General features: G+C 69.8%; 9 protein-coding genes. 5 read left to right on the forward strand and 4 right to left on the reverse strand.

Annotated elements, in window-relative coordinates:
- Nucleotides 1-179: 179 nt before the first annotated feature.
- Both OG202_RS25110 and OG202_RS25115 read left to right on the forward strand, forming a co-directional pair.
- The gene (locus OG202_RS25110; RefSeq protein ID WP_443052357.1) at nt 180-1,634 is read left to right on the forward strand and encodes a glycosyltransferase family 39 protein; all 1,455 of its coding nucleotides are present in this window, start codon (nt 180-182) and stop codon (nt 1,632-1,634) included.
- A 120-nt stretch (nt 1,635-1,754) separates the two neighbouring features.
- A complete protein-coding gene (locus OG202_RS25115; protein WP_326580468.1) occupies nt 1,755-2,447 on the forward strand; it encodes a hypothetical protein in 693 nt (230 codons plus the stop codon).
- Between the two features lie 115 nt (nt 2,448-2,562).
- On the opposite strand, the gene OG202_RS25120 is transcribed toward OG202_RS25115, so the two are convergent.
- Nucleotides 2,563-3,498: a BRO family protein gene (locus OG202_RS25120; protein WP_327728751.1), complete on the reverse strand. Its 936-nt coding sequence runs from the start codon at nt 3,496-3,498 to the stop codon at nt 2,563-2,565.
- Between the two features lie 217 nt (nt 3,499-3,715).
- On the reverse strand, nt 3,716-6,694 hold the full coding sequence (locus OG202_RS25125) for a SpoIIE family protein phosphatase (RefSeq protein ID WP_328223611.1): 2,979 nt from the start codon (nt 6,692-6,694) through the stop codon (nt 3,716-3,718).
- A 353-nt stretch (nt 6,695-7,047) separates the two neighbouring features.
- On the opposite strand from OG202_RS25125, the gene aspS reads away from it, so the two are divergent.
- From aspS to OG202_RS25140, 3 genes are all read left to right on the forward strand, one after another.
- On the forward strand, nt 7,048-8,811 hold the full coding sequence (gene aspS, locus OG202_RS25130; protein ID WP_326580462.1) for an aspartate--tRNA ligase: 1,764 nt from the start codon (nt 7,048-7,050) through the stop codon (nt 8,809-8,811).
- Nucleotides 8,812-8,969: 158 nt separating this feature from the next.
- Nucleotides 8,970-9,926 (forward strand): intradiol ring-cleavage dioxygenase, encoded by a 957-nt coding sequence (locus tag OG202_RS25135; RefSeq protein ID WP_405894934.1) that lies wholly within the window; start codon nt 8,970-8,972, stop codon nt 9,924-9,926.
- A gap of 154 nt (nt 9,927-10,080) precedes the next feature.
- Nucleotides 10,081-11,085, forward strand: a complete 1,005-nt coding sequence (locus OG202_RS25140) for a dioxygenase family protein (RefSeq protein WP_327728749.1) — start codon at nt 10,081-10,083, stop codon at nt 11,083-11,085.
- A gap of 723 nt (nt 11,086-11,808) precedes the next feature.
- On the opposite strand, the gene OG202_RS25145 is transcribed toward OG202_RS25140, so the two are convergent.
- Together OG202_RS25145 and OG202_RS25150 are read right to left on the reverse strand one after the other, a co-directional pair.
- Entirely contained in the window at nt 11,809-12,414 is a 606-nt protein-coding gene (locus OG202_RS25145; RefSeq protein ID WP_327728748.1) for an O-methyltransferase, read from the reverse strand.
- A gap of 477 nt (nt 12,415-12,891) precedes the next feature.
- Nucleotides 12,892-15,051 carry a tetratricopeptide repeat protein gene (locus tag OG202_RS25150; protein WP_327728747.1) on the reverse strand — a complete coding sequence of 720 codons (2,160 nt, stop codon included), beginning with the start codon at nt 15,049-15,051 and terminating at the stop codon, nt 12,892-12,894.
- Between the last annotated feature and the right edge of the window lie 64 nt (nt 15,052-15,115).

Genomic DNA, 15,115 nt, shown 5'->3' on the forward strand with positions numbered 1-15,115 from the left:
GGGAGAGAACTCATGCGCAGCGTGCCTGACGACAGCGAATATCGCCGACATCACCGATATCGCCGAAATCAACGGTGTCGCGAATATTGCGGGTATCGCGGATATCGCCGTCCGGTCGACCATTCTCCGTTCGCTTGAGTACGAATGCGCTGTCACTCCTGAGATTCCGCGTGGCCGTCATCGCTGCCTGCTCGGCGGTTGTGGCCGTGGTGCGGCGCCTTCCGATCTGGTCGGTTCCGGTGGTGTGGACCCTCGCTCTCGGCCTGTGGGGGCTGTCGCGGGAGTACAGCGTGTGGCGGGACGAGGCCGCGACCTGGCAGGTGGCACGGCGGTCGGCCGCCGACATCTGGCACATGCTGGGGCAGGTCGATGTCGTACATGGGTTCTACTACCTGCTGATGCACGGCCTCTTCGCGTGCTTCGGACCCGGCACGACGACCCTGCGGCTGCCCTCGGTGCTGGCCATGGCGGTGGCGGCCGCCTGTGTGACGGTCATCGGCAGCCGGCTGGCCGGGGCCTGGGCGGGCCTGGGGGGCGGACTGGTGTTCGGGCTGCTGCCGGCCGTGCAGTTCCATCTCCAGGAGGGCCGCCCCTATGCGCTGATAGCGGCGGGCGCGGGAATCTCGACCCTGCTGCTGGTGACCGTGCTCCAGCGGGAGCGGGGTGGCCGAGGGGCGCACTGGGCGGCGTACGGGGGCGCGATCCTGGTGTGCGGGCTGCTGAACTGGCTGTCGTTGCTGATCGTGCCCGCGCACGCGGCGACCCTGGCGTGGGCGCGGGCACCGCGAGCGGTGTGGGTGCGCTGGGCGACGGCCTCCGCGGTCGGCGTGGCGGGGGTCCTGCCGTTGATCCTGTTCAGCCGGCAGCAGTCCGGCCAGGTGTCCTGGATACCGCCGCTGACCTGGCACATGCTGATCGGCCCCGCGGTCCTGCTGGCGATCGGCTGTCTCGGGGCCCTGCTGGACCGGCCGCGGACGGGGCGAGTGTCGGTGGCGGCGGTCGGACTGCCGCTGTTGGTGGTGCCGCAGCTCGGTCTGCTCGGCCTCTCCCTGATCCGCCCCCTGTTCCTGGACCGCTATGTCCTGTTCAGCATGCTGGGTCTGGCCCTTCTGATCGGGGCGGCCCTGGGCGCGGCGGTCCGGGCCGTCCGGCCGGGGTTCCCGAGGGCGGCGTCGTGGCTCGTCCCGGTGCTGGTCGCCGTCGCGGTGGCGGCGCTGTTGCCGCAGTCGCTGGCCAAGCGGTCCCCCGCCAGCCGGGTCGACGACGTCCTGGCGACCGCCGTGCACGTACGACGCCTGAAGCAGCCCGGTGACGCGGTGCTCTTCGCGCCGTCGGCCCGGCGCGACACCGCGCTGGTCTCCCCCGACGACTTCGCGGGGTTACGGGACATCGCCCTGGCCCAGAGCCCCGTCGCCTCCGGGACGCTGAAGGGGGTGGAGGCGGATCCGGCCCGGATCCGGACCGCGATGCTGGCTCAGCGGCGCATCCTGTTGATCACCGACGCGCCCGGTGTGGCCCGGCCGCTGTCGGGGGGACGGGACAGGACGAAGGCCGCGGTGCTGAGGGAGTACTTCACCGTGGTGGCGGACGAGGCGGTGCGCGGGCGGCGACTGCTCGTGTACGAGCGGCTCTGATCGGACGGGCGCTCCGGCGAGACGGTGAGGCGGCGAGGTGCGTATCCCCCATACCGCGCATACTGGAGAAGAGTCCTGATTCGGGACCCTCGCGTGAGTCTCGTCACGTGGGAGGCCGGCATGACGATTCCGACACCGACGTCGCAGATGGCGCCCCAGCTCGACGCGGACGAGGCCCCTCGAAGAAACCTGTGGCCCGGGATCGCCGGGATCGCGTCCGGCGTACTGATGCTCGTCGCGCTGCTCGTGAGCTACGGCAACAGCCCGGACTACACGGGTGCGGACGGCCTCCGGGACACGGTCACCTTCTACCGCGACAGCGGCAACCTCGACCTCACCGAGGCCATGAGCCTGGTGATGCTGGCCGCGACCCTGCTCTTCTTCTGGTTCCTGGCGGCGCTGGCGCGCCTGGCCGGGGCCCGGTCCTCCCTGGTGCTCGTCGGCGGGACCGCGTTCGTCGTGCTCGTGATGATCGCGACGATCACCGGTGCCATCTACGCGCTGTCCGCCAACCACACGGAGACGTTCCTGGTGGGGCCGCAGACGGCGATGGTGGCCATGCTGCTGATGGACGTCTCCTACGCCGGGTTCATCGCGGCCATGGCCGCCGCGGCCGTCCTGCTGTTCGCGGTGTGGCGGGTCTCCGTCACGACGGGGGCGTTGCCGGCCTGGCTCGGCTGGTTCGCGTTCGTCATCGCGGTGCTGTGCCTGGCGGGGCCGTTCAGCGCGTGGCTCACCGCGCCGCTGATGGGGGTGTGGGTGGTCGTGGCGGGGGTGGTGCTTGTGCTGCGTTCGCCGTCCAGGGGTAGTTGAGTTCAGATACGGTACGACGAGGCCCGAAGCCGCAACTTCGATTTGCGACTTCGGGCCTGTCCTGTGTGGATTCCGCTGCGGGGCTGCGGGGCTGCGGGGGTTGGGGGGGTGGGGGCTACGGAAGGACGTACACCTGCGCCCCGTCCGGAGCGCAGCCCGCCTGCCGTACGCATCCGCGCTTGAGCAGCATCCTCAGGCAGTCGTTGACGCGTTCCCGGGGCAACCCTGTACGGGTGGAGATCTCCTCCATACGGTAACGGGCCTCGCCGCGTACCAGCGCAGGGGCGAGGTAGGCCGCGACCGCGTGGATGTCCTCGGTGACCACGAGGTTCTTCGCCTTCCAGGTGGCGAGGAGGGCCTGGGGGGTCAACTCCGGTTCCGGGGTGGGGCGGGGGTGGTCGGTGGGGTGCCTGATGCTTGTGGCGATGTCCTGCAGGGCGTCGGCCATGATGCTCTGGCTGCGACTGATCAGGCGCAGGAGGTCGTTCCGCTCCTCCTGGAACGCCGTCAGCATCTCGTCCGCCCGGATGTTCCGCTCTTCGAGCCGCACGATGGCATCGGCAACTTGCCGGGGCATGGCGTAGGCCGTGCCGCCGGTGGGGGCGGGTTGTACGGGGGCCGGTTCGAGGGCGTAGGAGCCGTCGCGCTGGATGGTGACGATGACTTCGGAGACCCAGGTCTTGAAGGGGTGGGACTCGGGCTTCGTGCATCCGTTGACGAGTTGGACGAGGCCCTGCAGGTTCACCATCTTCATGGTTCTGCGTAGCCCGTGACCTGCGATATTGCGCGTTGCGTCGCTCTGATCGACGCTTCGCGCAATATCACCGAGCGTAGTTACATGTTGTTGCGAAACCATGTTGCGCACGGCATCTCGTGTGTTGGCGTAGCCGAGGTTCCCCGCCACGTCCACCGCCGGGAACCAGTGCGTCCCGTCCGGCAGTGTGAGCCTCCGAAGTCGCGCGCCCGTAGCCGCGAAGACGAAGTCGTTGATGTCGATCGCGTCCTGGTGTGCCGTCGTTTCTTTCGGCGGCGTGTTGTTCTGCTCGTACATCGAGCATCACCTCCGCTCCGGAAGCTAGGCAAGCGGGGGTGTAACTCATGTCTTTAGCAAGGATGTTCACCCGTTAGGGGACCGATGCATCGATTCTGCGGGACTCCCGTCGGGCTGTGGACACGGTCCGGGCGCTGTCGCCGTGTGGGAGCTGGTCGCGCGGTTCCCCGCGGCCCTGACGGGGCACGATCCGACGCCGCTTGAGCGGTTGGCCGTCCTATCTCGTCGATCCCCCGTTCGCGCCGGCACCGTCCGGTGGTGCCGTCTCGTACAGCTCGAACCAGATGCTCTTGCCCTCGCCGCGGGGGTCCACGCCCCAGGCGTCCGCGAGCATGTCCATCAGGACGAGGCCGCGGCCGGACGAGGCGAGTTCGCCGGGGTGGCGCTTGTGGGGGAGGTCGTCGCTGGCGTCGGTGACCTCGATGCGCATCCGGCGTTTGCCGCCGTCGCCGGTCATCTCGGCCACGAGGAGGGCGTCGGCGTCCGTGTGGACGAGCACGTTCGTGAGCATCTCGGAGACGAGAAGCACAGCGGAGTCGACCTGGTCGCCGCAGCTCCAGTCGTGAAGGAGTTCGCGCACCTGCTGGCGGGCGCCGGCTATGCGTTCGGGCTCCGCCTGGGCGATGGTCAGGGCGGTGCGGCGGACGGGCGGCCGTACGGCGGTGGTGTCGCCGCAGCCGCAGCCCTCGCTCTCCCGGCACAGCAACAGCATCGCTATGTCGTCCTCCCGCCGGTCGGCGAGCGGGCCGGGCGTGTGGTGCGAGGAGGGGCCGTGCACGCCCTGGACGAGCGCGTCGGCCAACGCCTCCAGCCTCCCCGGCGCCAGACCGACCGCCTCCAGCCGAGCCGATACGAGGGGGGCCGGCTGAGGCCGCCTCGGCGCGAGGCCAGTGGGTTCCGGGTGGGCCGGGATACGGTCGTCGTGCTCCGGGTGGCCCGGCGTGGGGTCACCGGCCACCTGGGGGGTCGGCGTGGGGGCGGCGCGCTCCGGTTGGCTCGGCGTGGCTCCGCTGGGTTCCGGGCGGTGCGGCGTGAGGGCAGCAGGCTCCGGGGCGCCCGCCGCGGGCGTACCCGGTCCCAGGTGACTCGTTTCCACGCGAACCGGCTCAGGACCACGTGCTTCGTCGCCGCCGGTTCGGTGCCCGCCCCGCCTCAGGCCATCGACACCTCGGCCAAGGGCACCCCGGCCATCGACACCCCGGCCATCGACACCCCGGCCATCGACACCCCGGCCATCGACACCCCGGCCATCGACACCCCGGCCATCGACACCCCGGCCATCGACACCCCGGCCATCGACACCCCGGCCATCGACACCCCGGCCATCGACACCCCGGCCATCGACACCCCGGCCACCGGCACCCTGGCCACCGGCACCCTGGCCACCGGCACCCTGGCCAAGGGCACCCCGGCCACCGGCACCCTGGCCAAGGGCACCCCGGCCATCGGCACCCTGGCCACCGGAACTCCGCCCGTCGCCGTACCTGCCCTCGACGATCAGCCCACCGTCGTCGAGCCCACCGACCTCGCGACCCTCCGTACTCAGCCGGTCCGCAATCAGCCGTTCCGCACCCACACGGCCCGCCTCCGGCCCCCCGTCCCTCTCGTCCTCGCCCTCCCCCTCGCCCTCGTACGGTCTCGCGTCGAAGGACTCCAGGATCGTGCGGATGCGGCGCCAGCCCGTGTCGAGGTCGTGGCCGCCGGTTTCGATGAGGCCGTCGGTGCACAGGAGCATGGTTTCGCCGGGTTCGAGGACCAGGCGGGTGGTGGGGTAGTCGGCGTCGGGGTCGATGCCGAGGGGGAGGCCGCCCGGGGTCGGGCGGACGAGGACCGTGCCGTCGGCCATGCGGACCACCGGGTCGGGGTGCCCGGCACGGGCGATGTCGAGGACGCCGGACACCGGGTCGACCTCGATGTAGAGGCAGGTCGCGAAGCGCAGGTCGGCGTACGCGTCCTCGTCGGTGTTGGTGATGCCGTGCAGGAAGCGCGAGGCGCGGGAGAGGACGGCGTCGGGACGGTGGCCCTCGGAGGCGTAGGCGCGCAGGGCTATGCGGAGCTGGCCCATGAGGCCGGCGGCGCGTACGTCGTGGCCCTGGACGTCGCCGATGACCAGGGCGAACCGGCCGCTCGGCAGGGCGATCATGTCGTACCAGTCGCCGCCGACCTGGAGTCCGCCCCCGGTGGGGACGTAGCGCGCGGCGACGCTCATCCCGGGTATCTCGGGGCCCAGCGTGGGCAGCATCGTGCGTTGGAGGCCGTCGGTGAGCTCGCGTTCCGTCTCGGCGGCGCCCGCGCGGGAGAGGGCCTGGGCGAGCATGCGGGCGACGGTGGTCAGCACCGAGCGCTCGTCGGGGGTGAAGGTGACGGGGTGGGTGAAGCCCGCCATCCACGCGCCCATCGTGCGGCCGGCGACGGTCAGCGGCAGGAACGCCCAGGACTGTCGGCCGAACTGTTCGGCGAGCGGCCAGGCCGTGGGGTAGCGCGCCTTGTAGTCCTCGGGGGAGGAGAGGTAGACGGCGCGGCCGGTGCGGACCACCTCGGCGGCCGGGTAGTCCGTCTCTAGCGGCATATGGGTGAAGGGGCCCTCGTCGCCCTGGTTGTGCCCGTGGTGTCCGATGACGGTGAGCCGGTCGGCCTCCACACCGAAGACCGCGAGTCCGTCCGGTGAGAAGCCGGGCATCGCCAGGCCCGCCGCGACCCGCAGCACCTCCGCGGTGGACCGCGCCTCGGCCAGCGCCCGGCCCGCGTCCAGCAGGAACGCCTCGCGCGAGCGCCGCCAGTCGCCGGTGACGGACGGGGCGCGGGCGGCGGTCTCCGGCGAGGGCTCGGTGACCTCCTGGATGGTGCCGATCAGCTCGAAGGACTTGCGGACCGGGTCGAAGGTCGGTTTGGAACGGCTGCGAATCGTGCGGATCACCCGGCCCCGGTCGTCCATGACCCGGATCCGTACCTCGGCGAGGGTGTCCTCGGCGACGGCGAGCTGCACGACCGAGACGATCTCGTTCCAGTCGACGGGGTGCAGGCGTGACCGCGCCCCGGCCTGGGTGAGCGTCGTCGGTTCCGCGGGCAGACCCATGAGCCGGGCGGCTTCGGCGTCCAACGTGACGGTTCCGGCAGCGCTGTCCCAGGTCCACAGTCCCGTCGCGAGGGCGGAAAGGACGTCCCCCACGGTGGGCGGGGGCTCACCAGTGCGCATTGACCCACTCTAAGAACAGCTGATCGGACCGTGCCACCGAAGCCGTTCCGGGCACCGAGCGGTACCGGAGGCCATGACAAGTAACCACGACCGGCGGCGACGGAGGTGACGGCAATCGACGCTAGCGACAGTAACCGCTTACGGTCCTGCCCATGGCTATGACCGTGCGTATCCGGTCAGTGCGGCGGCGGCCGCGGGGTCGGGGCCCTGCCGCCCAGCGGTAAATGGTGGGGAGGCGATCTCGGGGTGCCCGGTACGCTTGGGGTTGTTTCACGTGAAACACCGGCCGTGAGACACCACCGGCCGTGAGACACCCGCCAGATCCCCGATCAGCGAAGGCTGGATGAACGACGATGCATCGGTACAGGTCCCACACCTGCGGCGAGCTCCGCGCCTCTGACGTCGGCACCGACGTCCGGCTGAGCGGCTGGCTGCACAATCGGCGCGACCTGGGCGGCATCCTCTTCATCGATCTCCGGGATCACTACGGCATCACGCAGCTGGTGGCCCGTCCGGGCACCCCGGCGTACGAGGCGCTGGACAAGATCTCCAAGGAGTCGACCGTCCGTGTCGACGGCAAGGTCGTCTCGCGAGGCTCCGAGAACATCAACCCGGACCTGCCCTCCGGCGAGATCGAGGTCGAGGTCGGCGAGGTCGAGCTGCTCGGCGCGGCCGCCCCGCTCCCCTTCACGATCAACGCCGAGGACGGGGTCAACGAGGAGCGGCGGCTGGAGTACCGCTTCCTCGACCTGCGCCGCGAGCGCATGCACCGCAACATCATGCTGCGTACGGCCGTGATCAGCGCCATCCGTCACAAGATGACGGCCCTCGGGTTCAACGAGATGGCTACGCCGATCCTGTCCGCCACCTCCCCGGAGGGCGCCCGCGACTTCGTCGTGCCGTCGCGCCTCAACCCGGGCAAGTTCTACGCCCTCCCCCAGGCTCCGCAGCAGTTCAAGCAGCTGCTGATGATCTCGGGCTTCGACCGGTACTTCCAGATCGCGCCCTGCTTCCGTGACGAGGACGCGCGCGCGGACCGTTCGCCGGGCGAGTTCTACCAGCTCGACGTGGAGATGTCCTTCGTCGAGCAGGAGGACGTGTTCCAGCCCATCGAGAAGCTCATGACCGAGCTGTTCGAGGAGTTCGGCAAGGGTCGGCACGTCACCTCCCCCTTCCCGCGCATCCCGTTCCGCGAGGCGATGCTCAAGTACGGCTCCGACAAGCCGGACCTGCGGGCCCAGCTGGAGCTGGTGGACATCACCGACGTCTTCGAGGGCTCGGAGTTCAAGGCGTTCGCCGGCAAGCACGTGCGCGCGCTCGCCGTGCCGGACGTCTCCTCCCAGCCGCGCAAGTTCTTCGACCAGCTCGGCGAGTACGCGATCGAGCAGGGCGCGAAGGGCCTGGCCTGGGTGCGGGTCGCCGAGGACGGTTCGCTGTCCGGCCCGATCGCCAAGTTCCTCACCGAGGAGAACGTCGCCGAGCTGACGAAGCGTCTGTCGCTGGCCGCCGGCCATGCGGTGTTCTTCGGCGCGGGCGAGTTCGAGGACGTCTCGAAGATCATGGGCGCCGTGCGGGTCGAGGCCGCCAAGCGTGCCGGGCACTTCGAGGAGGGCGTCTTCCGGTTCTGCTGGATCGTCGACTTCCCGATGTACGAGAAGGACGAGGACACCGGGAAGATCGACTTCTCGCACAACCCGTTCTCGATGCCGCAGGGCGGCCTGGAGGCCCTGGAGACCCAGGACCCGCTGGACATCCTCGGCTGGCAGTACGACATCGTCTGCAACGGCGTCGAGCTGTCCTCCGGCGCGATCCGGAACCACGAGCCCGAGATCATGCTCAAGGCCTTCGAGATCGCGGGCTACGACCGTGACACCGTCGAGGAGCAGTTCGCGGGCATGCTGCGCGCGTTCCGCTTCGGCGCCCCGCCGCACGGCGGTATCGCGCCGGGTGTCGACCGCATCGTCATGCTCCTCGCGGACGAGCCCAACATCCGCGAGACCATCGCCTTCCCGCTCAACGGCAACGCCCAGGACCTCATGATGGGCGCGCCGACCGAGCTGGACGAGACCCGGCTGCGCGAGCTGCACCTGTCGGTGCGGAAGCCGCAGCCGAAGTAGGCAATGAGGCGAACAATGAAGTAAGGCAAGCCTTTCTTGGCTTGTCGGTGAAAAGGGTCCTGAAGTCGTCCGTCGATTTCAGGACCCTTTTCCGTGCGTGGGGAAAAGGCATCGTTTTCTCAGCTCGCTGACAGGGTTCCTATCTAACTTCCCGGCGCATGACAGCGAATCAACAAGAACAGCAGCCCCAGGAGCCGGCCGGAAGGGAGCATGTGACGGACTCGCGGGATGTGACGCGCCGCAAGGTCGTCGTGGCGGGCGTCGGTGTCGTCGCGGCGGTGGGTCTGGGCGGTGCCATGGCGGCGAACGCCGTCGCCGACGAGCAGAGAGAGGAACCCGGCGGTCGCGCTCCCCTCCCGGAGGAGTGCTACCTGCTGACGTCGGAGACCATGGAGGGTCCGTACTACATCGACGCGGACAAGCTCCGCCGGGACGTCACCGAGGACCGTGAGGGCATCCCGCTCCTGCTCCGCCTCAAGGTGATCGACTCCGAGACATGCCGGCCGATCCGCGACGCGGCCGTCGACATCTGGCACTGCGACGCGGTCGGCGTCTACTCCGGCTACGAGGACGTGGGCAACGGCGATGGCGGCCCGGCCCCCACCGGCCCGCCCCCGAGTGGCGACCCCTCCGGCCCGCCCCCGGGCGGTGGACACCAGGAGCCGACGGACGACACCCGCTACCTGCGCGGTACCTGGCGCACGGACCGGCAGGGGTTCGTCACCTTCAAGACCGTCTTTCCGGGCTGGTACACGGGCCGCTGTGTGCACATCCACACGAAGGTCCATGTCAACGGCGAGTGGACGGACGCGGGCTATGAGGGCGGGAACACCTGCCACACCGGACAGTTCTTCTTCGACGAGGAGTCCGTTCTCGCCTCCGCGGTCGTGGAGCCGTACGCGTCCAACACCGCCGACCGCACGACGCTCGACGAGGACTTTCTCTACGACGGCAGCGGCGCCCAGGGCGGCCTGCTGAAGCTCCGTTACGACGAGCGGGACATCTCCCAGGGTGTCCGGGCCTCCCTCACGGTGGGCGTGGACCCGGAGGCGACCAACGAGGGGACGGGGACGCCGCCGCGGCCGAGCACCTCGGCGTCGCCGTCCGCGAGTTAGAGCACACGTAAGGTAAGACTATCCAGAGTTTTTGCCGAAAGGGGGCCCGAAATGGACGGCGATTTCGGGCCCCCTTTCCTTCCGTATGGGAATACATGGCGAACCACAGTCCTTTCTTACGGCTTTGACAGCCTGACTCCCTAATTTCCTGCCCATGACGGGAAACCAGACCGGAAACGAGAAGGCCCAGGGGCCGAAGCACAAGCGGGACCTGACGCGCCGCAAGGTCGTCGTGGCGGGCGCGGGCGCCGTGGCCGCCGTGGGCGTGGGCGGAGCGGTCGTCGCGACCGCGAGCGCGGGGACGAACAAGAAGGGGAGCGCGAAGCCCCTCGCCTCCACGAGCGCGAGCGCCGCCGAGGAGTGCTACAAGCTCACCTCGGAGACCACCGAGGGTCCGTACTACATCGACGCCGACAAGCTCCGCCGGGACATCACCGAGGACAAGGAGGGCATCCCCCTCACCCTCCGCCTCAAGGTGATCGACTCCGAGACCTGCAAGCCGATCCGCGACGCGGCCGTCGACATCTGGCACTGCGACGCGCTGGGTCTCTACTCGGGCTACGAGAGCTTCTCCGAGGGCGGCGGCACCGCCCCCACCGACGCCCCCTCCGGCACCCCGACGGACGTGCCGTCCGGCGCCCCGACCGGGGAGCCCCCGGCCGGTGGCGGCGGTGGCGGCGGCGTGCACGAGGAGCCGACCAGTGACACCCGCTATCTGCGGGGCACCTGGAAGACCGACAAGCAGGGCTTCGTCACCTTCGAGACGATCTTCCCGGGCTGGTACCGGGGTCGCTGCGTGCACATCCACACCAAGGTGCACGTCAACGGCGAGTGGACGGACGCCGGTTACGAGGGCGGCACCACCTGCCACACCGGCCAGTTCTTCTTCGACGAGGAGTCCGTCCTGGCGTCCGCCGAGGTCGAGCCGTACTCGACCTCCACGACCGAGCGCACGACCCTCGACGACGACACGATCTACGACGGCAGCGGCGTCCAGGGCGGTCTGCTGAAGCTGAAGTACAAGAAGAGCGACATCGCCAAGGGCGTCGTCGGCTCCCTCACGGTCGGCGTCGACCCGGAGGCCACGAACACCGGCACGGGCGACTCCGTCCAGCCGGGCGGGACGGACACGGCGTCGGAGTCCGCCTCGGCGAGCTGACCCCGACGGGCGTACGTCGTCGGTGAGCGGCCGAACGACGTACGGCTCGGTGCGAGGCCCGGAAACCCCTCCCCCTGGGTTTCCGGGCCTCTGCCGTGCGCTCGTGTCCGTCTTGGGTACCCGCTGGGGAAGTCATCAGGGGACGCACAGGTTTCTCGACGGACGATCACAGCGGCAGGGGGTGTGATGGGACGTACAGGGTGAGGAACCCGTACGAGCCTGTACGAGCCCGTTGGGGTCCGGCGGGGTCCGTCGGGGTCCGCTGGAGCCCGTACGAGGACGGAACGTCGGAATGCTGGAGGAGGCCATGAAGCTGGCCGTGCTGGTGGCAGTGTTGCTGATCGTCGGGGCGGTGGTCGCGATCGTCGCGCGGCGGCGGTCCGTGGACGAGCCCGGTCCGTCGTCCGACCTGGACGCGGAGGCCGATGCCAACCGCTGGGTCGTACGGCTGGGCGGCAGCCTGGCCGGCATCGACGTACGGGCGCAGGCCGGGGCGGGCGGCAGCGCGGCCGAGTCCCTGACCGACGCCACCGAACGCCTCCGCACCGCCCGCGCCCAGCTGACCAGGGCCCGCACACCCGACGAGTACGCGCAGGTCACACGGACGGCGGTCGAGGGACTGCACCATGTGCGGGCGGCGCGTACGGCGCTGGGGATGGACCCGGGTCCGGGTGCGGGTCCGGGTCCGGGTCCGGCTCCGGCTCCGGGTGCGGGTGCGGACGGTCAGGCCGAGGTGTCCGCGGCGTCGCCGGTCCGGACGGCGACCAGCAGGCCGCTCGACCAGGTCAGCCGGGTCGTCCGGAAGTCGGAGCGCCCCTCCAGAACGGCGAGCAGGTCGGTCACCGCGGCCTCGTGACCCTCCGGCCAGCCGGGAACGGGCATCAGGTCGTCCACGACGTACGCGCCGCCGGGCGCCACGAGGGCCAGGGCGGCGTCGAGGTGGGTGAACTTGCCGGGCCAGGTGTCCGCGAAGACCAGGTCGAAGGGGGCGCCGTCGTACTCCTCCAGCCAGCGGCCGCCGTCCTCGGTGACGAAGCCGACCCGTTCGTCGCCGCCGAACTGCCCACGGGCGACGGCCTGCACGGAGTCGTCGAGTTCGACGGTGACCAGCGTCGCCGTCTCGTTCATACCGCTGAGGAGCCAGGCGGTGCCTTCGCCGACGCCGGTTCCGAGTTCGAGGATCCGGCCGCCGGGGCGGGTGGCGGCGAGGGTGGCGAGCAGGCTGCCGGTGCGGGGTTCGCACGACATCGTGAACCCGGCGGCACGGGCGGCCTCCTGCAACTCGGTGAGGGAGGAGGGGAGTTGGCTGAGCCTGGGGAAGTCGTCCATGCGGGGATTCTGGGCGCGCGGGGGCGGCGGCCTCAACCGGATTGTTCGGAACCGGCGACGTCCCGTGTGCGGAACTGCCCGGCCTCCCGCCCGCGTCGTACGGATCATGACCACGTCGACCGCGCCCACTCCCAGCCCTGCCCCCGTCCCCCCCGCCCACGACCCTCGGCGAGGAGATCCTCCTTCTCTCCCTCGACGACACCACGGGCGAGGCGACGGCTCCGGGCAGGGAGTGTAAGCCGAGTTGGACGGTCGGTCGGCGATGCTGCTCGCCGACGTGGCTGATCACGTGCAGGGGTGGGCGGCGGAGGCGTTGTGGGCAGCGGTGTGCCGGCGGTGCCCTGAGTATCCGGATATACAGCCGTTGACGGCGGCTGTGGAGAAGAGCGAGGCGGTGTGGGCGTGTCCTCGGAGCGGGGCGGTCGCTTGTCGTGTGGTGAGGAGCCGTCGGGAGGGTGAGACGGGGCTCGATTGTGGTCAGGGGCTGAGCTGTTGGCGAGCGTGGGCGAGGTTGTCGCGGATGACCACGGTGGTGGGATGCGTGGGGCCGAGGACTTGCTCGCACTGCCCGAGGGTGGCTTCGAAAAGGGGGATTGCTTGGTCCAGGTGTCCGGCCTTCTGGTAGGCGGCTGCGAGGTTGTTGCGGCTGGTCAGGGTGTTGGGGTGGGTGCGGCCGAGGATCTGTTCGCGTTGAGTGAGGGTGGTTTCGTACAGGGGGATTGCTTGGTCCAGGTGTCCGGCTGCCCGGTAGGCAGCTGCCAGGTTGTTGCGGCTGGTCAGGGTGTCGGGGTGGGTGTGGCCGAGGACCTGTTCGCATTGAGTGAGGGTGGTTTCGTACAGGGGGATTGCTTGGTCCAGGTCTCCGGCTGCCCGGTAGGCGCCTGCGAGGTTGTTGCGGCTGGTCAGGGTGTCGGGGTGGGTGTGGCCGAGGACCTGTTCGGATTGCGTGAGGGTGGTTTTGAGTAGGGGGATTGCTTGGTCCAGGTCTCCGGCCTCCTGGTAGGCGGCTGCGAGGTTGTTGCGGTTGATCAGGGTGTTGGGGTGGGTGTGGCCCAGGGTCTGTTCGTACTGGGTGAGGGTGGTTTCGTACAGGGGGATTGCTTGGTCCAGGTCTCCGGCCGACCGGTGGGCGCCTGCGAGGTTGTTGCGGCTGGCCAGGGTGTCGGGGTGGGTGTGGCCGAGGGTCTGTTCGCATTGGGTGAGGGTGGTTTTGAGTAGGGGGATTGCTTGGTCCAGGTCTCCGGCCTCCTGGTAGGCGAGTGCGAGGTTGTTGCGGCTGGTCAGGGTGCTGAGGTGGGTGTCGCCGTGTACCCGCTTGTTGTGAGCGAGAACGGCTTGGCGCAGGAGGATGGTGTGGGCATCCCGGCCTTGTCGGCGAAGGTGCTGGGCGGCCTCGATGTACGCCGATCGGGTTTCGTTTGCGTCGGTGTGGTCGGGCGGGACGCTTTCGGCGAGGGCGGCGATGTGGGGGAGGAGCTGTTGCCACTGTTCGGCGGCGGCGCGGTCTTCGGCGTCGGCCGGTAGGGCCTTGTGGACGGCGCGTTCCGCACCGTCGCGGCCTCGGGGTGGAGTGCCGCGCGTACGCAGGACGGTTTGTACGAGGCGGTGAATGCTGACGTTTCGTTGGTCGGTGAAGGCGACCATGTTGTACGTGTGCAGCACGCCCAAGGCATTGGCGAGGGCGATGGGGGTTGGGGCCAAGGAAGCCAGGAGGCTGCGGGGGATGTCGTCCGGGGCCAGCCAGGCCATGGCGTTCAGGAGGGTCACCGCTAGCGGGTCGCGGTCGGCGATGGCGGTGATCGTGTGGTCCCAAATACGGGCGATGGTGCGCTCGGAGTCGATGCCCTCGGTCGGTTCGTCCAAGACGAGGCCCAAGGACACGCGGTACGTCTCGAGGTCAATGCCGGTCTGGAAGGCGTAGGCGCCGGCCTGTTCCAGAGCCAGGGGAAGGCAGCCCAGTACCCGCGCCAGCCGCCGGGCCGCTTCACGGTCCTCGTCGGTGGCCGTGTCGTTCGGGAACGCGAGGGTGCACAGTAGGTCGGTGGCTTTGTCCAACGGGAGCAGGCCCAAATGCATGACCGGGGCCAGAGCGTGCCAACCCGTCGCTTTGCGGCTCGTCGCCAGGTGGTGGCCTCGGTGGAGGGTGCCCAGGTAGGGGCCCAAGTGGGCTGGGTTCTCGATGTTGTCGAAGATCAGGAGCCAGTTGGGGTGCTCCTGGAGCCACAGGATCGACCACGCCGCTCGTTCGTCCGGTCCGGCGCTTCCCGCCCACTGGGGGCAGAGTGACAGGGCCAGCCCCGACAGGCTTTTCACGATCGACTCTGCTGACTCGGCCGTGATCCAGCACACCAGCGTGTACTCGTCGCGGTAGCGATGGGCGTACTGCAGGGCCAGCCTGCTCTTGCCGACGCCGCCCAGGCCGTGGATCGCGCGGACCGGCGCTTGGGTCACCGTGGCCGCACCCTCGCCGGTCAACATCTCGCGCAGGTTGGTGAGTTCGTGTTCCCGGCCGACGAAGACTCCGGATGCCGACCCCGGCAAGTACCCGGCCGCAGCCGGGGCGTCGACCGTCTGCGCCCAATGCACGGCCTCGGCCGGCAGCATCACGAAGCGGGTGTTGTCCCCAGTGATCGCCACCCTGATCGAACCGCCAGCGGCGATCGATCTGTCACCCGATGCCTCCGCCCCACCACCCGGAGAC

The organism is Streptomyces sp. NBC_00310, assembly GCF_036208085.1.
Classification (GTDB): domain Bacteria; phylum Actinomycetota; class Actinomycetes; order Streptomycetales; family Streptomycetaceae; genus Streptomyces.